This window comes from Azospirillum mesophilum (assembly GCF_053470405.2).
The window spans coordinates 133,486-152,586 of sequence record NZ_JBPXMQ020000001.1 but is presented as its reverse complement, the minus strand read 5'-3'; the positions used below and the strand labels follow the sequence as shown (position 1 = coordinate 152,586).

The 19,101-nt window shown below is 68.0% G+C and carries 23 protein-coding genes; 17 read left to right on the top strand and 6 right to left on the bottom strand.

All coding sequences use genetic code 11. From position 1 onward, the window contains the following. On the top strand, positions 1–507 hold the full coding sequence (locus ACSVC7_RS00735; protein WP_448204482.1) for a hypothetical protein: 507 nt from the start codon (positions 1–3) through the stop codon (positions 505–507). A gap of 43 nt (positions 508–550) precedes the next feature. Here the strand turns inward: ACSVC7_RS00735 and pdxY are convergent, their stop codons facing one another. Beyond that, on the bottom strand, positions 551–1,411 hold the full coding sequence (gene pdxY / locus ACSVC7_RS00730; RefSeq protein WP_448204481.1) for a pyridoxal kinase PdxY: 861 nt from the start codon (positions 1,409–1,411) through the stop codon (positions 551–553). 159 nt (positions 1,412–1,570) lie between these two features. On the opposite strand from pdxY, the gene ACSVC7_RS00725 reads away from it, so the two are divergent. After that, on the top strand, positions 1,571–2,452 hold the full coding sequence (locus ACSVC7_RS00725) for an HpcH/HpaI aldolase/citrate lyase family protein (RefSeq protein WP_448204480.1): 882 nt from the start codon (positions 1,571–1,573) through the stop codon (positions 2,450–2,452). Positions 2,453–2,476: 24 nt separating this feature from the next. Here ACSVC7_RS00725 and ACSVC7_RS00720 read toward each other — a convergent pair whose 3' ends face one another. Then, positions 2,477–3,592 carry a hypothetical protein gene (locus ACSVC7_RS00720; protein ID WP_448204479.1) on the bottom strand — a complete coding sequence of 372 codons (1,116 nt, stop codon included), beginning with the start codon at positions 3,590–3,592 and terminating at the stop codon, positions 2,477–2,479. 286 nt (positions 3,593–3,878) lie between these two features. On the opposite strand from ACSVC7_RS00720, the gene ACSVC7_RS00715 reads away from it, so the two are divergent. Further along, a complete protein-coding gene (locus tag ACSVC7_RS00715; RefSeq protein WP_448204478.1) occupies positions 3,879–4,172 on the top strand; it encodes a con-10 family general stress protein in 294 nt (97 codons plus the stop codon). A gap of 78 nt (positions 4,173–4,250) precedes the next feature. On the opposite strand, the gene leuB is transcribed toward ACSVC7_RS00715, so the two are convergent. Further along, entirely contained in the window at positions 4,251–5,366 is a 1,116-nt protein-coding gene (gene leuB, locus ACSVC7_RS00710; protein ID WP_448204477.1) for a 3-isopropylmalate dehydrogenase, read from the bottom strand. Between the two features lie 107 nt (positions 5,367–5,473). After that, entirely contained in the window at positions 5,474–6,085 is a 612-nt protein-coding gene (gene leuD, locus ACSVC7_RS00705; protein ID WP_448204476.1) for a 3-isopropylmalate dehydratase small subunit, read from the bottom strand. Positions 6,086–6,236: 151 nt separating this feature from the next. On the opposite strand from leuD, the gene ACSVC7_RS00700 reads away from it, so the two are divergent. The 9 genes from ACSVC7_RS00700 (at position 6,237) to ftsY (ending at position 14,115) form a co-directional block, all read left to right on the top strand. Beyond that, the gene (locus ACSVC7_RS00700) at positions 6,237–7,976 is read left to right on the top strand and encodes a hypothetical protein (RefSeq protein ID WP_448204475.1); all 1,740 of its coding nucleotides are present in this window, start codon (positions 6,237–6,239) and stop codon (positions 7,974–7,976) included. A 55-nt stretch (positions 7,977–8,031) separates the two neighbouring features. Further along, on the top strand, positions 8,032–9,078 hold the full coding sequence (locus ACSVC7_RS00695; RefSeq protein WP_448204474.1) for a glycosyltransferase family 2 protein: 1,047 nt from the start codon (positions 8,032–8,034) through the stop codon (positions 9,076–9,078). Further along, entirely contained in the window at positions 9,075–9,509 is a 435-nt protein-coding gene (locus ACSVC7_RS00690) for a GtrA family protein (RefSeq protein ID WP_448204473.1), read from the top strand. Before ACSVC7_RS00695 ends, ACSVC7_RS00690 begins: the two co-directional genes overlap by 4 nt. 257 nt (positions 9,510–9,766) lie before the next feature. Then, positions 9,767–10,123, top strand: a complete 357-nt coding sequence (locus tag ACSVC7_RS00685) for a hypothetical protein (RefSeq protein WP_448204472.1) — start codon at positions 9,767–9,769, stop codon at positions 10,121–10,123. 97 nt (positions 10,124–10,220) lie between these two features. Then, the gene (dapF, locus tag ACSVC7_RS00680) at positions 10,221–11,072 is read left to right on the top strand and encodes a diaminopimelate epimerase (protein ID WP_448204471.1); all 852 of its coding nucleotides are present in this window, start codon (positions 10,221–10,223) and stop codon (positions 11,070–11,072) included. Then, entirely contained in the window at positions 11,065–11,325 is a 261-nt protein-coding gene (locus ACSVC7_RS00675) for a DUF4160 domain-containing protein (RefSeq protein ID WP_448204470.1), read from the top strand. The genes dapF and ACSVC7_RS00675 overlap by 8 nt, the downstream gene beginning before the upstream one ends. Before the next feature lie 12 nt (positions 11,326–11,337). Then, positions 11,338–11,619 (top strand): DUF2442 domain-containing protein, encoded by a 282-nt coding sequence (locus tag ACSVC7_RS00670; protein ID WP_448204469.1) that lies wholly within the window; start codon positions 11,338–11,340, stop codon positions 11,617–11,619. Continuing rightward, positions 11,609–12,898: a tRNA (N(6)-L-threonylcarbamoyladenosine(37)-C(2))-methylthiotransferase MtaB gene (mtaB, locus tag ACSVC7_RS00665; protein ID WP_448204468.1), complete on the top strand. Its 1,290-nt coding sequence runs from the start codon at positions 11,609–11,611 to the stop codon at positions 12,896–12,898. The genes ACSVC7_RS00670 and mtaB overlap by 11 nt, the downstream gene beginning before the upstream one ends. After that, positions 12,895–14,115 (top strand): signal recognition particle-docking protein FtsY, encoded by a 1,221-nt coding sequence (gene ftsY / locus ACSVC7_RS00660; RefSeq protein WP_448204467.1) that lies wholly within the window; start codon positions 12,895–12,897, stop codon positions 14,113–14,115. The genes mtaB and ftsY overlap by 4 nt, the downstream gene beginning before the upstream one ends. Positions 14,116–14,139: 24 nt before the next feature. On the opposite strand, the gene ACSVC7_RS00655 is transcribed toward ftsY, so the two are convergent. Further along, a complete protein-coding gene (locus tag ACSVC7_RS00655) occupies positions 14,140–14,415 on the bottom strand; it encodes a hypothetical protein (protein WP_448204466.1) in 276 nt (91 codons plus the stop codon). 102 nt (positions 14,416–14,517) lie between these two features. Here ACSVC7_RS00655 and ACSVC7_RS00650 point away from each other — a divergent pair, with 102 nt between their 5' ends. The 3 genes from ACSVC7_RS00650 (at position 14,518) to ACSVC7_RS00640 (ending at position 16,713) form a co-directional block, all read left to right on the top strand. Next, complete coding sequence (locus tag ACSVC7_RS00650) at positions 14,518–16,023, top strand: AMP nucleosidase (RefSeq protein WP_448204465.1); 1,506 nt, start codon at positions 14,518–14,520, stop codon at positions 16,021–16,023. A 70-nt stretch (positions 16,024–16,093) separates the two neighbouring features. Then, positions 16,094–16,330 carry a type II toxin-antitoxin system Phd/YefM family antitoxin gene (locus ACSVC7_RS00645; RefSeq protein WP_448204464.1) on the top strand — a complete coding sequence of 79 codons (237 nt, stop codon included), beginning with the start codon at positions 16,094–16,096 and terminating at the stop codon, positions 16,328–16,330. Beyond that, on the top strand, positions 16,327–16,713 hold the full coding sequence (locus ACSVC7_RS00640) for a type II toxin-antitoxin system VapC family toxin (protein WP_448204463.1): 387 nt from the start codon (positions 16,327–16,329) through the stop codon (positions 16,711–16,713). Before ACSVC7_RS00645 ends, ACSVC7_RS00640 begins: the two co-directional genes overlap by 4 nt. A 34-nt stretch (positions 16,714–16,747) precedes the next feature. Here ACSVC7_RS00640 and ACSVC7_RS00635 read toward each other — a convergent pair whose 3' ends face one another. Continuing rightward, positions 16,748–17,347, bottom strand: a complete 600-nt coding sequence (locus ACSVC7_RS00635) for a DUF4337 domain-containing protein (RefSeq protein ID WP_448204462.1) — start codon at positions 17,345–17,347, stop codon at positions 16,748–16,750. Between the two features lie 165 nt (positions 17,348–17,512). Between ACSVC7_RS00635 and ACSVC7_RS00630 the strand changes: the two genes are divergently transcribed. Together ACSVC7_RS00630 and puuE are read left to right on the top strand one after the other, a co-directional pair. Further along, entirely contained in the window at positions 17,513–18,082 is a 570-nt protein-coding gene (locus ACSVC7_RS00630) for a septation protein A (RefSeq protein ID WP_448204461.1), read from the top strand. Positions 18,083–18,127: 45 nt separating this feature from the next. Beyond that, complete coding sequence (gene puuE / locus ACSVC7_RS00625) at positions 18,128–19,048, top strand: allantoinase PuuE (protein ID WP_448204460.1); 921 nt, start codon at positions 18,128–18,130, stop codon at positions 19,046–19,048. The last annotated feature ends 53 nt before the right edge of the window (positions 19,049–19,101 follow it).

The window sequence follows — 19,101 nt, the reverse complement described above, 5'->3', positions numbered from 1 at the left end:
ATGGCGGGGCGGGTCCGGCGCTGCGCGTTGATGCTGGCGCTCCTCCAGGGAGCGCTTTTCCAGGCAGCACTCCTGCCGACGGCTTCGGTCGCCGAGGCGGGCAGCCTCGATTGCTGGCTGCTGGATGGCGGGGACCTGGATCAGGCGCGCGAGCAGGGGCTTTGCCAGGACGCCTTTTCCCGCAACTCCGAAACCGGGAAGGCACCGGAGGTCGCCGCCCCCGGCGCGCCGATTCCCGGCCGCAAGCCTCCACCGCCGTCTGAGAAGCCGGTGCGCGCCGTGTCCCGCACGTCCAAGGTGACCACGACCAACGCCCAGGCGTCGCGGGTGGTTCGTCCGGCGGGGCGCGCCGACACCGCCGACGCGGACTTCGGTACACGCTTTCAGCGGGACTGGAGCGCGCTGATGAGGCTGTTCCGGGACGGCGGCCCGCACGGCCCGTCCTCGGCACCCCCGAACGGCGGCCCCGCCTCCACCCCGACGCACATGAGTCGCAACGACCGTTGAGGAGGAGCCGGCGACCGGCCGCGCGTCCTCAACAAGTCAGGCCTCAGCGGACGCGGGTGACGCGGAACTGGTGGGTGGGGTTCACGAACTCGTCCTGGGCGGCGATCAGTTGCAGCTCGCGCGTGCCGAGGCGGCGGGTGGTCAGGAAGATGGCGTAGATGGCCGCCGCCGCCTGCTCCAGCGCCCGCGCCGGGTCGTAGGCCTTCAGGTAATGCGCGAGGAACAGCGCGCACACCGCGTCGCCCGACCCGTTGGGCGGCGGGTCCAGCGGCAGGCGCGGGGTGGAGACCAGCCAGGCGCCGTCGGTGTTGTCGGCCAGCATCTCGATGCAGTCCGGGTCGGCGTCCTTGCGCGTCAGGCTGGTCACCAGCACCAGGCGCGGCCCGCGCGCCCGCAGCGCGGCGGTGGCGGCCAGCGCGTCCTCCAGCGTCTCGATCTTGCGGTCGGCCAGATACTCCAGCTCGAACTGGTTCGGCGTCAGCAGGTCGGCGGCGGGGACGGCGTGTTCCTTGATGAACTCCGGCAGGCCGGGCCGCACGAAGAAGCCACGCCCGACGTCGCCCATCACGGGGTCGCAGGCGAAGACCGCGCGCGGGTTGGCCGCCTTCAGGCGCCCGGCCGTCTCGACGATCACTTGACCCAGGCTGACGTCGCCCATGTAGCCGGACAGCAGCGCGTGGCATTTCGGCAGGACGCCGCGCGCGGCGATCCCGTCGATCACGTCGGCGATGTGCTCGGCCGTGAAGACCTGCCCGGTCCATTCGCCGTAGCCGGTGTGGTTGGAGAACTGCACCGTGTTCACCGCGATGGCGTCGAAACCCAGGCGTTGCAGCGGGAACACCGCGGCCCGGTTGCCGACATAGCCGTACGCGACGTGGGATTGAATGGAGATGACCGTCTTCATGCGCGAAAGCCTAAGCGATTGGCGGTCCGTCGTAAACCGCTCCCCGCCCGAAAAGGGCCGCCCCGCGCGCAAACCAGATCTTCGCCCACACGCCGCATGGACAGGGCGCCCGGCCGGGGGTAGATCCGGGCGGGACGACCGCAAGAAGGGGGAAACGCCATGGCCACCACCGCCCGCCCGCGCCGCAGCGTGCTCTACATGCCGGGCTCCAACGCCCGCGCGCTGGAAAAGGGGCGGTCGCTGCCCGCCGACGGCCTGATCCTCGACCTGGAGGACGCCGTCGCCCCCGACGCCAAGGCCGAGGCCCGCTCCACCATCAAGGCCGCCATCGCCGCCGGCGGCTACGGCGGGCGGGAGTTGGTGGTGCGCACCAACGGGCTGAACACCCCCTGGGGCTACGACGATCTCGTGATGGCGGCCTCCAGCAGCGCCGACGCCGTGCTGCTGCCGAAGGTGGAAAGCCCGGACATGGTCCGCCAGGCGGAGGCCGTGCTGCGCGCCAACGGCTCCCCCGACACGCAGACCATCTGGTGCATGATGGAGACGCCGCTCGGCATCCTGAACGCCCGGGAGATCGCGGGGACGTCGCCGAAGCTCGGCGGGCTGGTCATGGGCACGTCCGACCTCGCCAAGGACCTGCACGCCGCCCACACGCGCGACCGGCTGCCGATGATCACCAGCCTGGGCCTCTGCCTGCTGGCGGCGCGCGCCTACGGGCTGGCCATTCTCGATGGCGTGCACCTCGACCTGAACGACGACGAGGGCTTCGCGGCGTCCTGCCGGCAGGGGCGCGAGCTGGGCTTCGACGGCAAGACGCTGATCCACCCCAAGACCATCGCCGCCTGCAACGAGGCCTTCGCCCCCAGCGCCGACGAGGTGGCCTTCGCCCGCCGCATCATCGACGCCCACGCCGAGGCCACCGCCCAGGGCAAAGGCGTCGTGCTGGTGGACGGCAAGCTGGTGGAGAACCTGCACGTCGAGAACGCCCGCCGGCTGGTCGCGCTGGCTGAGGCCATCCGGGCGCTGGAGGCGGGGGCTTAACGCCCCCGGCTCACGCCCCTCGGCTCACGCCACGGACTCCAGTTCCTTGACGCGGCGGGGTGCTGCGGCGGGCGGCGCCTCCACCGCGATGACCGCTTCCGCCTCCGCCGGCCTCTCCGCCGGATGGAGCAGGGTGCAGAGCTGGCTCAGCCGACGGAAGGTCAGGTCGCAATCGAGCGCCGCCGCTCCGTGGCTGTCCAGCGCCAGCAGCACCGGGCGCACCGTGTCCTTTTCCGCATCGGTGAAGCCGTAGGAGGCGAAGAAGCGCCCGAAGGCCGTGGTCCCTTCCCCGGTTCGGCGCAGCAGAGGTTCAAGCTGCAGGATCGTGCGGATTCCGAGACGGCGCAGGACCTGGAACGCTTCCCCCTTCACCAGCATGAGAAGCTGCGCCTGGGCCACCCAGTCGATGCACTGCTCCAGCCCGAAAGGCGTCTTCAGATAGACCTCCAGCGGATTGACGTGGGCGAGCGCGTAGGCGTCGTCCACCCACAGCTCGCGCAGGCGGACGGCGGTGTCGTAGCTGACGCCCTCGATCACCGTCAGGGGCGGCGGCTGTTCGTCGGTGCGGATGGCCTTCTTCTTGCGCAGCGCCCATTCCGTCACTTTCTCGAAAATCTCGATTGAGAAGTAACCGGTGAAGAAGCCGCTCACCGGAAGGCTCTGTTCCATGCTGATCGGCGCCACGCCGGACAGCGCGCCGCTCATGGCGTGGTTGACGAAGATCGCCAGCACCATGCCGAACAGCATGTAGAGGCAGATGCGGTAGATGGTCGTCGGCCCGATGTCCCGCGCCTGCGCCCGCCGCAGCAGATGCTGCAACGACCACAGGAAAGCCCCGAGGAAGGCCGCCTGCATCATCAGAAAGCTGTTGAAGGCTTGGCGGTAGGCTTCCTCTTCCCCCGGCTGGGATCCATAGAGGATTTCGTAGTTGTCGAAGATGTGGTGGTCGGAGGTGTCGAACAACATCAGCCCGGACCCGACGACCACGATCAGCGTGAACATCATGGTCGGGATGATGTAGCCGCGATAACCGCGCTCCTGGTCCTTCTTCTCCAGAATCTTCGCGTAATCCGCGCGCAGAATGGATGGGAAGGCGGTCTGAAGCGCCGCCGCTTCCATGTAGATACTGTCGTTCAGCATCTTCGGCCAAATCAACCCCGCAACGATTGCAAATATTGCAAATAGAAAGATCACGGAAAAGTTGAATATGGCCACGCCGCCTCCGGCATACTGAAGTATGTTGTTTCGAAGTATCCCATATATTACTGCCGAATTTTCGACCTGTTGGCAATCCACCCCACCATTCGGGGTCGTGCGACCGGTTGCCACCCCCGGATGGCTCCCGCCTTTCGAATCTCGCCCGTTCGTTCGGAACCAACATCCGCCTTCTCCGGTTTCAAGCACGTGGCAGAGGTGGAGGTTGAAGATGGCCTCGAAGGACAACGGGCGCACGTCGAACCGCGGTTTCGCGTCGATGGATCGCGACCGGCAACGCCAGATCGCCAGCAAGGGCGGGGAAAGCGTTCCGGCCGATAAGCGAAGTTTCTCGAAGAACCCGGAACTCGCCGCGGAAGCGGGCCGCAAGGGCGGACGCAGCGTGCCGGCATCCTCGCGCAGCTTCTCGCGCAACCCGTCGCTGGCGGCCGAGGCCGGCCGGAAGGGCGGGCAGGCAAGCCATGGCGGACGCGGGGCCTCCGCCCGCCCCGGCGAAGCTGACTGACCGTTGAACGAAAAAAGCCCCTCTCCTGGGGAGGAGAGGGGCTTTTCTTTTCGGCGATCTTCTTTCTGACGACCGGCGTCAGGAGGCGAGCTTGTCCAGCTCGCGCAGGATCGAGTCGCCCATGACGGTGGTGGAGCAGCGGGCCATGCCCGGCGCCATGATGTCCGCCGTGCGCATGCCGCCCGACAGGACGTTCTGCACCGACTTCTCCAGCAGCTTCGCGTCCTCGTCCATGTTGAACGAGTAGCGCAGGCACATGGCGAAGGACAGCAGGGTCGCGCAGGGGTTGGCGAGGTCCTTGCCCGCGATGTCCGGGGCGGAGCCGTGCACCGGCTCGTACATCGCCTTGCGCTGGCCGTTGGCGTCGGCCGCACCCAGCGAGGCGGACGGCAGCATGCCCAGCGAGCCGGTCATCATCGCCGCCTCGTCCGACAGGATGTCGCCGAACAGGTTGTCGGTGACGATCACGTCGAACTGCTTAGGGTTCTTCAGCAGCTGCATGGCGCCGTTGTCGGCGTACATGTGCTCCAGCGTGACGTCCGAATACTCTTCCTGATGGAGCTTCGTGACTTCCTGGCGCCACAGGAGGCCCGATTCCATCACGTTGGCCTTCTCCATCGAGTGGACCTTGTTGTTGCGCTTGCGCGCAAGCTCGAAGGCCACGCGGGCGACCCGGCGTATCTCGCTGGTGGTGTAGACCTGCGTGTTGATGCCGCGGCGCTCGCCGTTGCCGATGTCGGTGATGCCGCGCGGCTCACCGAAATAGACGCCGCCGGTCAGCTCGCGCACGATCATGATGTCGAGGCCCTTGATGACCTCCGGCTTCAGGGTCGAGGCGTCGACCAGCGCGTCGAACACGACGGCCGGGCGCAGGTTGGCGAACAGGCCCAGTTCCTTGCGGAGCGCCAGCAGGCCGGCCTCCGGACGCTTCATGTAGTCGCTGGGGTTGTCCCATTTCGGGCCGCCGACGGCGCCGAGCATCACCGCGTCCGCGGCCAGCGCGTCGGCCAGCGTCTCGTCCTTCAGGGGCACGCCGTAGGCGTCGATGGCCGCACCGCCGACCAGCCCTTCGGTGACGTCGAAGGTGACGTTGCGCTTGCGGTCGAGCCAGTCGATGACCCGGCGCACCTGGCGCATGACCTCCGGACCGATCCCGTCACCGGGCAAAAACAGAAGCTTCTTATTGGCGGGCATGGCGCACGCACTCCCCATTTTGGAGACTTCGTCAAGAGGTTCTATCGGCGGGCTCGGCGCATGGGAAGTGGTTCCGAAGCGCTAAGCCCACCAGCAGTGGCCTTATGTCAGCCCCACAGCCAGGGCTGGCCGACCTTCTGCTTGCCTTCGAAGCTGTCGATGACCGCGCCCTGCTGCATGGTCAGGCCGACATCGTCCAGGCCGTTCAGCAGGCAGTGCTTGCGGAAAGGATCGACCTCGAAGGTGATCGTGCCGCCGTCCGGACCGGTGATCTCCTGGCGCTCCAGGTCCACCGACACAACGGCGTTGGACCCGCGCGACGCATCGTCGAGCAGCAGGTCCACCTGCTCCTTCGGCAGCTTGATCGGCAGGATGCCGTTCTTGAAGCAGTTGTTGAAGAAGATGTCCGCGAAGCTCGGCGCGATGATGCAGCGGATGCCGAAGTCCGCGAGCGCCCACGGCGCATGCTCACGCGAGGAGCCGCAGCCGAAATTCTCGTCCGACACCAGGATCTTGGCGCTGCGGTAGGCCGGCTTGTTGAGGACGAATTCCGCGACCTCCTTGCCGTCCGGGGTGTAGCGCATCTCGTCGAACAGATGCTTGCCGAGCCCGGTCCGCTTGATGGTCTTCAGGAATTGCTTGGGAATGATCATGTCGGTGTCGACGTTGATCATCGGCAGCGGCGCCGCAACACCGGTGAGAACCGTAAACTTTTCCATCGCCAGAATCCTGTCGCGCAAAGAGGCGCAAGCGTGTGCATGCGGAGTTCCGGTGAATAGCAGACCCGTCCCGCCATTGCCAGAGGAAGCTTGCCGCAAATCACGCGCGCGCGACGCGAAACCGCATGGCAGGCCACACCCGGACGCAACGATGTTTCCCAGCACAGCTTTGCCACAGCAGCGCGGCCTTGAAGCCGGCGACGCCCTCGCCTACCAAGGGGCCACCAACCGCCACGGTCCAGCCCGCCCCATGCCGCTTCTCCCTGACGCCTCCACCGAACCCCGCGCGCGCCGCGGGGCGCTCGCCGTTCTCGTCCTGGCGCCCCTGCTCTACGGCCTTCTGGGGCTGGCGCTGGGGATGGACGCCAACTGGGACCTGCGGAACTACCACTGGTACAACGCCTACGCCTTCCTGACCGGGCGGCTGGGCATGGACATGCTGCCGGCGCAGATGCCCACCTTCTACAACCCGCTGCTGGACGCGCCCTTCTACCTTCTGGCCACCCACCTGCCCGCCCCGGTCGCCGGCTTCCTGTGGAGCGCGCTGCAGGGGCTGAACCTGTCGCTGCTGTTCCTGCTGGCCCACGCCACGCTGCGCGTCGGCACGGCCGGGCAGCGCGTGGCGCTGGCGGCGGCGCTGGCCGTGATGGGGGGCTTGGGTGGCGGGACGCTGGGGCTGCTGGGCACGACCTTCCACGACAACGTGGTCAGCCTGGGCGTGCTCGGCGCGCTGGTGGTGGTCGCGGGGGCGCTGCCGCGCCTGATCGACGGCCCGGCACGGCGCGCCTTCCCGCGCGTCGCGGTGGCCGGGCTGATGGCCGGGGCGGCCATGGGGCTGAAGAACCCGACGGTGATCTACGCGGTGGGGCTGTGCCTCGCCTTCCTCGCGCTGCCGGCGCGCCCGTGGCGGCGGCTGTGGCTGGCCTTCTTCTTCGGCGTCGGCGTGCTGGGCGGGCTGTTCCTGTTCGCCGGCTTCTGGATGGCGCATCTGTGGTTCGATTACGGGAACCCGGTGTTCCCGCACATGAACCACATCTTCAAGTCGCCCTACGCCGCCATCTCCGACTACGTGAACGTCAGCTTTTTCCCGACCTCGAAGCTGGAACGGCTGCTCTTTCCCTTCTTCTTCACCTTCGCCCCGCTGAAGGTGGGCGAGGTGCCCTTTCTGGACCTGCGGGTGCTGGTGCTGTTCGTGCTGGTGCCCGTCGCGGCGGCGCTGGCGCTGTTGGGCAAAGTCTTCCGGTGGCAGGGCGGCGGGCCGGCCCTTGATGGAAGCGTCGCCGATGGGGCGGCGTCCCGCTATCTCCTGACGGCCATGGCCGTGATCTACGCGCTGTGGGTGGTGATGTTCTGCATCTACCGCTATCTCGTGCCGCTGGAGATCCTGGCGCCGCTGGCCATCGTCATGGCGGCCGGGCTGCTGCCGGTGTCGCGCAAGGCGCGGCTGGTGCTGGCGGCGCTGCTTCTGGTGCTGGTGCAGGCGACCGCGCAGCCGGCCAACTGGGGCCGCGCCGCCTGGAGCGACCGCTGGGTCGAGGCCGACATTCCGCCCATCGAGGATCCGGACCACACCATGGTGCTGATGGGCGGCTACTGGGCGATCTCCCACGTCATCCCGGCCTTCCCGCCGCGCATGCCCTTCGTCCGCATCCAGTCGAACTTCCTTCAGCCGGACTCGGTCGGCAACGGCTACCTCGCCCTGCTGAAGGACAAAATCGGGGCGCACCGCGGCCGTTTTCTGATGCTGAGCACCGTCCCCGACACCCCCGGAGCCGCCAAGGCGGCGGCCTTGCTCGGCTTGCGGGTGGACGAGACGGACTGCCGGATCATCCCCAACAACCTGGGCGAACCGCTGAATCTGTGCTCCGTCCAGCGCGTAGCGATGGATTAAAAGCAATGTTTGTGGTGTTTATCCCCGCATCGGCACCGTTTCGAAGCACAGAGCCATGACCGTCTCCACGATCGACCGCCCCGCTCCCGCCACCACCGAGGTCTCCCCGAAGGCCCGTGGCACCAGCCCCGCCGCGGCACCCGCGCCGGTCGTGGCGGTGCTGATCCCCTGCTACAACGAGGAAGCGGCGATCGCGTCCGTCGTGCGCGATTTCCGGGCGGCGCTGCCCGACGCCACGGTCTACGTCTACGACAACAACTCCTCCGACCGCACGGTGGAGGTGGCGAAGGCTGCCGGCGCCGTGGTCCGGCACGAGCCCCTGCAAGGCAAGGGCAACGTCATGCGCCGCATGTTCTCCGACATCGAGGCGGACGTGTATGTGCTGGTGGACGGCGACGACACCTACCACGCGGCCTCGGCGCCGCAGATGGTGCAGCGGCTGTGGGAAGACCAGCTCGACATGGTCAACGGCGCCCGCGTCACGGAGATCGTCAAGGCCTACCGGCCCGGCCACCGCTTCGGCAACAAGCTGCTGACCGGCCTCGTCGCGCAGATCTTCGGCAACCGCATCGGCGACATGCTGTCCGGCTACCGCGTCTTCTCGCGCCGGTTCGTGAAGTCCTTCCCGGCGCTGGCCAGCGGCTTCGAGACGGAGACGGAGCTGACCGTGCACGCGCTGGAGCTGCGCATGCCCATCGCCGAGGTCAAGACGCCCTACAAGGACCGTCCGCCCGGCTCGCACAGCAAGCTGAACACCATCCGCGACGGCGTCCGCATCCTGCGCACCATCGTGAACCTGGTGAAGGAGGAGCGGCCGCTGCCCTTCTTCTCCGCCATCTTCGCGCTGCTGGCGCTGCTGTCGGTGGTCCTGGCCGGGCCGGTGCTGTCCACATACCTGCACACCGGGCAGGTGCCGCGCCTGCCGACGGCGGTGCTGTCCACCGGCCTGATGCTGCTGGCCTTCCTCAGCCTGACCTGCGGGCTGATCCTGGACACGGTGACGCTGGGCCGGCGCGAGGCGAAGCGCATGCGCTATCTCTCCATCCCCGCGCCGGGCGTCCATCCGGCACGCCCGTCCGCCACCAGCGCCGCCGAAGCATGAGCGGCCTCCTCCCGACCCTGCTGGAGAGCCGGCTCGGCCGGCTCGCGGTCCAGTTCGGCAAGTTCGGCGCCGTCGGCGTGATCGGCCTGGCGGTCGATACGGCGGTGGTCTACGCGCTGCTGTACGGGGCCGGGCTGGAGTTCTTCGCGGCCCGCATCCCGGCCTTCCTGGCCGCCGCCACGACGACCTTCGCGCTGAACCGCGCCTTCACCTTCCGGGGCGCGGCGGAGGAACCGCTGCACCGGCAGTGGGCCAAGTTCATCGCGGCCAACGCCTTCGGCGGCGTGGTGAACTACGGCGTGTCGGTCGGGCTGGAGAGCAGCGTGGCCGTGGTTGCAGCGCACCCGTTCCTGGCCGTGGCCGCCGGCTCCATCGCCGGCATGTTCCTGAACTTCGCCGCCTCCAAGCATTTGGTTTTCAAGGGAGCCTGAGCGGCGCCGGCCGCCGCCTCCGCATTCCGGATACGTCCCGAAGACGCCTTGTGCGCCGCCGAAAACACCCAAGATTTCTAAGACCGTGTTCGAAGAATTCTGATTTTCGAACACGGTATCGGCCGCGACGGCGGCCGCGGCCCGCGAGGGCCGAAGCCTGCGTGGCGTGTGAACGCAGCGGTCCGAATGTTTCGGACCGCGTATAAGACCGTACCTGCCCGCCAAGCGGCCCCGCGCACGGGGCCAGGGAGGACGCCATGACCAATGGCGACGTGCTGTGGGCGTGGGTCGCGGGCATTCTCGTGTCCCTCGTCGTGCTGGTCGTGCAGCCGAGGCTTCACGACCCGGGGCATCCCTCGGCCTATGATGGAAGCTTCATGCTGCCGGAGGCGACGCTCGGCGCCGGGCAGTGGGACCTTGAGCAGTGGGAGCGCACCGGCGGCACGCCCATGCGGGCCGGTTCCGACGACCGGCTGTACGGCACCCTGGACCTGATGGAGCGCATCGTGCCGGTGCGCGAGCTTCACGACGGCAACGAGGCCGTGGCCGAACAGCCGCAGCCGCCTCCCCGCCCGGAGCCCCAGCCCATGGAACCGCTGCTGAACGGGCCGTGATGGGCTTTGCGCTCATGGACTCCGCCCTTATGGACTCCGCCCTTATGGACTCCGCCCCCATGGACTCCGTATGGCACATCGCCATATAACGGCGGTCATGACGCGCGAATTCCTGAAGATGCACGGGCTCGGCAACGACTTCGTCGTGATCGACGCCCGCAAGACGCCGTACTTCCCGGCCGAGGCCGAGGTGCGTGCCATCTCCGACCGCCGGTTCGGGGTGGGCTGCGACCAGTTCATCGTGCTGGAGCCGGCGAAGACGGCGGGCACGAGTGCTTTCATGCGCATTCGCAACGCCGACGGCAGCGAGTCGGGGGCCTGCGGCAACGCGTCCCGCTGCATCGGCTGGCTGCTGATGGAAGAGAGCGGCGCCGACCGCGCGGCCTTCGAGACCCGCGCGGGCATCCTGGAAGCCTTCCGCGCCGACAATGGCCGCGTGACCGTGAACATGGGTCCGGCGCGGCTGGAGTGGAGCCAAATCCCGCTGGCCGGCCCCGCCGACACCCTGCGCGTCGATGTCGGCCACGGCGGCTTCGAAGGGCCGGTCGCGGTCAACATGGGCAACCCGCACGCCGTCTTTTTCGTGGACGACGTGCAGGCCGTGCCGCTGGCCGACATCGGCCCGGTCATCGAGCACCACCCGGCCTTCCCGGAACGCACCAATGTCGAGTTCGCCCAGGTGCTCTCCCCCACCCAGATCCGCATGCGGGTGTGGGAGCGCGGCGCCGGCATCACGCAGGCCTGCGGCTCCGGCGCCTGCGCGACGGCGGTCGCGGCGGCCCGGCGCGGCCTGGCCGCGCGCAAGGCCGACGTGATCCTGGACGGCGGCACGCTGACCATCGAGTGGCTCGACGATGGCCGCGTCCTGATGACCGGCCCCGCGGCCCTCACCTTCACCGGGCGCCTCGCGCCCGAACTGGTTTCCGAAAGCAGCGCGGTCAATGCCTGAGATCTGCCGCTTTTTCGGCATCATCATCGCGATGTATTACAACGACCACGCTCCGCCCCATTTTCATGCCCGGTATGGGGGCCAGAAGGCGGTGATCGACATCGAGACCTTGGCGCTCTTGGAAGGCGAGTTGTCGCCACGGGCGCTTGGGCTGGTGACGGAATGGGCGGCGCGGCATAGGGACGAGCTTCGCGCCGATTGGGAATTGGCTCGCCGTCGGGCTCCCTTGGCCCCGATCGCGCCGTTGGAGTAGAGATCAGAGAGCATGTTGAAAGACATTGTCGACGTGATGCCTCTTGATGGCTATCGCCTGCACCTCCGTTTCGAGGATGGTGCCGAGGGCGACGTCGATGTTGCTGAGCTGGTGGCGTTCGACGGCGTCTTCGCGCCGTTGCAGGACCGAAGGGCCTTCGCGTCCGTGCGCGTCGACGCCGACCTCGGCACGGTGGTCTGGCCGAACGGGGCGGACCTCGACCCATCGGTCCTCTATTCCCTCGTGACCGGGTCTCCGCTTCCCGGCGAAGGGCGGACGCGCCATGCCGGATGATATCCCGATGAAGACCGGCGAACCGGAGATCGTCACCTTCGGCTGCCGCCTGAACACTTACGAGTCCGAGGTGATGCGCAGCCATGCCCGCAGCGCGGGTCTGGAGGACGTGGTCATCGTCAACACCTGCGCGGTGACCTCGGAGGCCGAGCGGCAGGCGCGCCAGACCATCCGCAAGCTGCGGCGCGAGCGGCCGAACGCCCGCATCGTCGTGACCGGCTGCGCGGCGCAGATCGACCCGCAGCGCTACGGCGCCATGCCCGAGGTGGATCAGGTCCTGGGCAATCAGGAGAAGCTCCAGCCCGAAAGCTGGGGGCTGCCACCGGCCGAGAAGGTGCTGGTCAACGACATCATGTCGGTGACGGAGACCGCCAGCCATCTGGTCGGCGGGTTCGAGGACCGCGCGCGCGCCTTCATCCAGGTCCAGCAGGGCTGCGACCACCGCTGCACCTTCTGCATCATCCCCTACGGGCGCGGCCCGTCGCGCTCCGTCCCCATCGGGGCGGTGGTGGAGCAGGTGCAGGCGCTGGTCAAGGCCGGCTACAACGAGGTGGTGCTGTCCGGCGTGGACATCACCAGCTTCGGCCCCGATCTGCCGGGCACGCCGACGCTGGGGCAGATGGTGCGCCGCCTGCTGGCGCTGGTGCCGGAGCTGCCGCGCCTGCGCCTGTCCTCGCTCGACTGCATCGAGATTGACGACGACCTGTGGCGCCTGATCGAGGGCGAGCCGCGGCTGATGCCGCACCTGCACCTGTCGCTGCAGGCCGGCGACGACATGATCCTGAAGCGCATGAAGCGCCGCCACAGCCGCGCCGACGCCATCGCCTTCTGCGAGCGGGTGCGCACCTTGCGCCCCGACATCGTCTTCGGCGCCGACTTCATCGCCGGTTTCCCGACGGAGACCGAGGAGATGTTCGAGAACACGCTGCGGCTGGTGGAGGACTGCGGCCTGACCTGGCTGCACGTTTTCCCCTACAGCCCGCGCCCCGGCACCCCGGCCGCCCGCATGCCGCAGGTGGACGGCGGCGTCCGCAAGGAGCGCGCGGCCCGGCTGCGCGCGCTGGGCGCCGAATGCGAAGCTCGCACGCTGGCCTCGCTGGTCGGCCGCGAGGTCTCCGTGCTCGTGGAGAAGGACGACCTCGGCCGCACCGAGCATTTCGCCGAAATCCGCCTGGGCGCCCCCCAGACTCCCGGCTCCGTCCTGCGCGCCGTCGTCACCGGCGTGGCGGACGGCAAGCTGACCGGTACACCCCTGACGACGACATCGGAAACCCCATGATCCTGCGTTGGTTCGGCCGCAAGAAGCCCGAAGAGGAAGCCCGCAAGGACGAGCAGCAGCCCCCGGCCGCCCCGCCGGTGCCGGAGCCGGCTGCCGCCGAACCCGTTTCCGAGCCCGCTCCCGCCCCGGAATCCACCCAGGAACCAGAGGTGGTGCCGGAGCCTGAACTGCCTCCGCCCCCGGCCGTCGAAACGCCGCCCCCGCCGCCCATCGCCCCGCCCGACAAGCCCGAGGTGCGCGAGGACGAGCCGGAAGTCGCCCGCGCCGACGCGGAAGAGGACGAGAAGCCCAAGAAGGGCTGGTTCGCCCGGCTGAAGGAAGGCCTGTCAAAGTCCTCCTCCAAGCTGACGGAGGGCATTTCCGGCATCTTCACCAAGCGCAAGCTGGACGACGAAGCGCTGGAGGAGCTGGAAGAGCTGCTGATCACCGCCGACCTCGGCCCGACCACGGCGGCCAAGGTGACGGCGGAGCTGGCGCGCACCCGCTTCGGCAAGGAGGTAACGCCGGAGGAGGTCAAAACCACGCTGGCCGCGGAGGTGGCGAAGATCGTCGGCCCGGTCGCCAAGCCGCTGGAGATAAACCCGTCCCTGAAGCCGCACGTCGTCCTGGTCGTCGGCGTCAACGGCACCGGCAAGACCACGACCATCGGCAAGCTGGCCCGCCAGCTGCGCGCCGAGGGCAAGACGGTGATGCTGGCCGCCGGCGACACCTTCCGCGCCGCCGCCGTCAGCCAGCTGAAGATCTGGGGCGAGCGCACCGGCTGCCCGGTCGTTGCCCGCGAGACGGGCGCCGACGCCGCCGGCCTCGCCTACGACGCGCTGGAACAGGCGCGGCGCCAGGGTGTGGACGTGCTGCTGATCGACACCGCCGGCCGCCTTCAGAACAAGACCGGTCTGATGGAGGAACTGCGCAAAATCGTCCGCGTCATCAAGAAGCTGGACGAGACCGCCCCCCACACCACGCTGCTGACGCTGGACGCCACCACCGGCCAGAACGCGCACAGCCAAGTGGAGGTGTTCGGCGACATGGTCAACGTCACCGGCCTGATCCTGACCAAGCTGGACGGCTCCGCACGCGGCGGCGTGCTGGTCTCGCTGGCTGAGAAGTTCAAGCTGCCGGTGCACGCCATCGGCGTGGGCGAAGGCGTCTACGACCTGCGTCCCTTCGACGCCGAGCAGTTCGCCAAGTCGCTGATGGGCCTTGAGGAGGTGCGCTGAGCGCGCCTCCCACGGTTCCGGCGGTTAGCCCTGGGGCATCCGGTTGGGCGGGGGCGTGTAGCCGAGGGTGGTCGGCTGGCGGCGGCTGATCTCCTCGACCCGGCCGCGCAGTTCATAGAATTCGGCGGCTGACGGCATCTCGGACAGTTTCTGGTCGATGCGGATCATCATCGGCACGAGTTGCGACAGCGTCGTCTTCATGTCCGAGACAACTTCTTTCAACGCGATCATCTCACCGCGCAACACATCCTGTCCATGCTCCAGCCGATTCAACCGGCTGCGGATCTCGTCGTCGTTCATGGCCGCCTCCTGATTGAAAGCTAATCCCCGGCGGCGGCGTTGTCGAGTCCCCCACCCCGTTCGCCCCTTCAATCCGGGCGTTGCGGTGGCTATGTCAAGGGCATGACCGATATCGCCCCGCTCCAGCCCGGCCCCGTCGGGCAGTTCGACGACGCCGACGCCGCCATTGCCTGCGTCCGGCAGATCTACGACCGCAACACCGCCTACCTGCGCGACCGCTTCGCGGCCTTCACGCGCGGCGAGGACGGCGGGAAGCATCTGCGGGCCTTCTACCCCTACGTCCAGATCACCCCGACCTCGGGCGCCGCGGTGGACACGCGGCTGGCCTACGGATTCGTGGAGGGTACCGGCACGCACGCCACCACGCTGACCCGGCCGGACCTGTTCGACCGCTATTACCGGGAGCAGTTCTCGCTGCTGCTGCGCAACCACGGCGTCCCGCTGGAGGTCGGCGTCAGCGAGGAGGCGATCCCCATCCATTTCGCCTTCCCCCACGGCATGCATGTGGAAGGCGACCTGACGCCGGAACGGCTGGCCCACCTGCCCGACCTGTTCGACCTGCCCGACCTCGCCCGCATGGACGACACCATCGTCAACGGCACCTACGAGGCGGCGATGGACGCGGTGAAGCCGCTGGCCCTGTTCACCGGCCCGCGCGTGGATTTCTCGCTGCACCGGCTGCGCCACTACACGGCGACGGCGCCGGAGGATTTCCAGAACTTCATCCTGTTCACGAATTATCAGTTCTACGTGGACGAGTTCATCCGGATGGCCCGCGAGATCATGGAGCCGGCCGCCGACCCGGACCTTGCCGCCTACCGCCGCCAGTACGACCGCTTCGTCGAACCGGGCGAGATCGTCACCCACAACCGTAATCTCGGGGACGTGCCCGCCAACGGGTCGAAGCCGCCGCGCATGCCGCAGATGCCGGCCTACCACCTGACCCGGCCGGACGGGAACGGCATCACGCTGGTCAACATCGGCGTCGGCCCGTCCAACGCCAAGACCATCACCGACCACATCGCGGTGCTGCGCCCGCACGCCTGGATCATGCTGGGCCACTGCGCGGGCCTGCGCGGCACGCAGCGGCTGGGCGACTATGTGCTGGCCCACGGCTATGTGCGCGACGACCATGTGCTGGACGCCGACCTGCCGACCTGGGTGCCCGTCCCGGCGCTCGCCGAGGTGCAACGCGCGCTGGAGACGGCTGTGGAGCGCATCACTGGCCTGTCCGGCTACGACCTGAAGAGCATCATGCGCACCGGCACCGTCGCGACCATCGACAACCGGAACTGGGAATTGCGCGACCACCGTGAGCCGCTGATGCGCTTCAGCCAGTCGCGCGCCATCGCGCTGGACATGGAAAGCGCCACCATCGCCGCCAACGGCTTCCGCTTCCGCGTGCCCTATGGAACGCTGCTGTGCGTGTCCGACAAGCCCATGCACGGCCAGTTGAAGCTGCCGGGCATGGCCGACCGCTTCTACCGCGAGCGGGTGGACCAGCACCTGAAGATCGGCGTGCTCGCCATGGAACTGCTGCGCGAACACGGGATGGAGACCCTGCACTCCCGCAAGCTGCGCAGCTTCGCGGAGGCCGCGTTCCAGTGACGCCGTTGACTTAGTCCACCGACTTAGTCATCTTCGGGGTCCGGGACGCGGAAAAGGGGGCGGACGCCCTATGGGCAAGATGGTCAACATCCACGAGGCGAAGACGCACCTGTCGCGCCTGCTGGAGCACGTCTCCCACGGCGAGGAGATCATCATCGCCAAGAGCGGAAAGCCGATCGCGCGCATCGTTCCCATCGACGATGCCCCCGCCGATCGGACGCCGGGCATCGCCAAGGGCGAGTTCTTGGTCGACGAGTCCTTCTTCGATCCGCTCCCGGACGATGAATTGGCGGCGTGGGAGCGATGAGGATACTCCTCGACACCCATGCCTTGCTCTGGTGGCTGCTCGACGACCCGCGGCTTTCACCCGCCGCGCGGTCCGCCATCGGCAACGGCCGCAACGAGGTGCTGACCAGCACCGCCAGCGCGTGGGAGATCGCGACCAAGGTGCGCCTCGGAAAGCTTCCGCAAGCCGCCGTGCTGGTCGAGAAGTTCGAGCAGTATCTGACCAGAAGCCGAATCGGCGTTCTGGACGTCTCCCTGTCCCACGCTCTTCTGGCCGGCCGACTGGATGGCGAGCACAAGGATCCGTTCGACCGCATGCTCGCCGCCCAGAGCCGGATCGAAGGCATTCCACTCGTCACCGCCGACGGCGCACTCCAGAATTTGGGCGTCGAAACGATCTGGTAGGGCGAGAACGCCCTCGCCCCCCGAACGTTTTGCCTCACAGGAACGGCAGCGGGATCCACTGTGTGAAGCCGTCCACCGCCATCAGGAAGCCGGTCGCCGCCAGAATCCGGCTGGCGATCAGGATGATCGCCATGTCCGTGATGACGAAGACCGAGGCCATCACGATGGCGATCTGCAGCAAGGCCTCGGCGAAGTCGAAATAGGGGTCCTGCGCGGCGGCGTGGTCGCGCCGTTGCTCGGCGGCCCGGGCCTTGTCGATCAGCGACTGCCGGTTGTTGTCCTCGGTGGGGGAGTCGGCGCGGTCGGCGTTCTTGCGCAGGTCGGCGGCCTTGGCCGCCGCCTTGGCCTTGGCACCATCCGAAAGGCCGTCGGCGAGGATTTCCAGCTGGTCGGCGGCAAGGCGCTGGCTGACCTGGCGCTGGGTCTTGGCCTGGTAATAGGCGTAGGTGTCCGACGCTTCGATGGCGCTCGCCATCATCTCCTTGCTGGCGTTGGAGCCCATCACGCTCACCACCGACAGCACGGCCGCGAGGATGGAGATGTAGATGGCGGTGGAGGTTTTCGAGCCCTGTTCCTTGGCGTGCTCGCGCTCCACAGCTTCGTCGATCAGGTCCTTGACTTCGGTCGCTTCCATCGGAGTGCACCCTGCCTTTTTCGCCCAATCCGGGATGCCCGAAGTGGTAATCGCTCGCCGCAAGAAAGAAAAGAGGCCAGCGCACGCCGCCGCGTGGCTGCGCAGGAAAGGAGGCCCCGCCGCTTCCCCCTTTATCCGCGACCCGGAACGGTCTATGTCAGGATCATGAACCAGTACGCCCGACTGCTGATCGAGGCCGGCCCGCTGGCCGCCTTCTTCGTCGCCAACTCCCAGGCCGGCATCATGGTCGGGACGGCGGTCTTCATGGTCGCCACCACGCTGGCGGTCCTGGTCTCCTGGCACTTCGAGCGCAGGGTGCCGATCATGCCCGTGGTCGGCGCCGGCTTCGTCCTGCTGTTCGGCGGGCTGACGCTTTGGCTGCAGGACGACCTGTTCATCAAGATCAAGCCGACGCTGGTCAACCTGCTGTTCGCCACCGTCCTGTTCGTGGCGCATATCACCCACCGCAACGTGCTGAAGCGCATCCTGGGCACGGTCATGAACCTCAGCGACGAGGGCTGGCGCACGCTGGCCATCCGCTGGGCGTGGTTCTTCCTGCTGCTGGCCGCGCTGAACGAGGCGGTGTGGCGCACCATGACCACCGACGCCTGGGTGAACTTCAAGGTGTTCGGCATCATGCCGCTGACCCTGCTGTTCAGCGCGTTGCAGGCGCCGCTGATCCTGCGCCATCAGGTGCCGGAGGAGTCGGCCGAGAACAGCTCCGCCTCTTCCTGACCGCCCCCCTAAAACCGCCCCTCCGTCCTTCCGGAGCGCCCCCGCATGATCCAGCCCTACCCGCGCGACATGATCGGCTACGGCGCCCGTCCGCCACACGCGAACTGGCCCGGCGGCGCGCGGGTGGCGGTGCAGTTCGTCATCAACTACGAGGAGGGCGGCGAGAACTGCGTCCTGCACGGCGACGCCGCGTCGGAAGCCTTCCTGTCGGAGATCGTCGGCGCCCAGCCCATCGCGGGCATGCGGCACATGAACATGGAGTCGATCTACGAATACGGCTCCCGCGCCGGCTTCTGGCGGCTGCACCGGATGTTCACGGAACGCCGGATGCCGGTCACCGTCTACGGCGTCGCCATGGCGCTGGAGCGCAACCCGGACGCCGTCCAGGCCATGCTGGAGGCGGGGTGGGAGATCGCCACCCACGGCTACCGCTGGATCGACTACCAGCACCTGCCGGAGGAGGTGGAGCGCGAGCACATGCGGCGCGCCATCGAGATCCACACCCGCGTCACCGGCTCCCGCCCGCTCGGCTGGTATCTGGGGCGGTGCAGCCCGAACACCTGGCGCCTGGTGTCGGAAGAGGGCGGCTTCGTCTACAACGCCGACAGCTACGCCGACGACCTGCCCTATTGGGACGCCAGCTTCGGCCGCCCGCAGCTGATCGTGCCCTACACGCTGGACGCCAACGACATGCGCTTCGCGACGGCCCAGGGCTTCAACACGGGCGAGCAGTTCTTCACCTACCTGAAGGACGCCTTCGACACGCTCTACGCCGAGGGGGCGGACCAGCCGAAGATGATGTCGGTCGGGCTGCACTGCCGGCTGGTCGGCCGTCCGGGGCGCGCGGCGGCGCTGGCCCGCTTCCTGGACTATGTGCGCGGGCACGACAAGGTGTGGGTCGCCACCCGGCTTGCCATCGCCCAGCATTGGATGGCCGAGCATCCTTACCGCAAGACAACGTCCTAAAGGGCTGGACTCATCTTTCTCACGCCAACATGTCGCATGGCCGTTTGATCGAA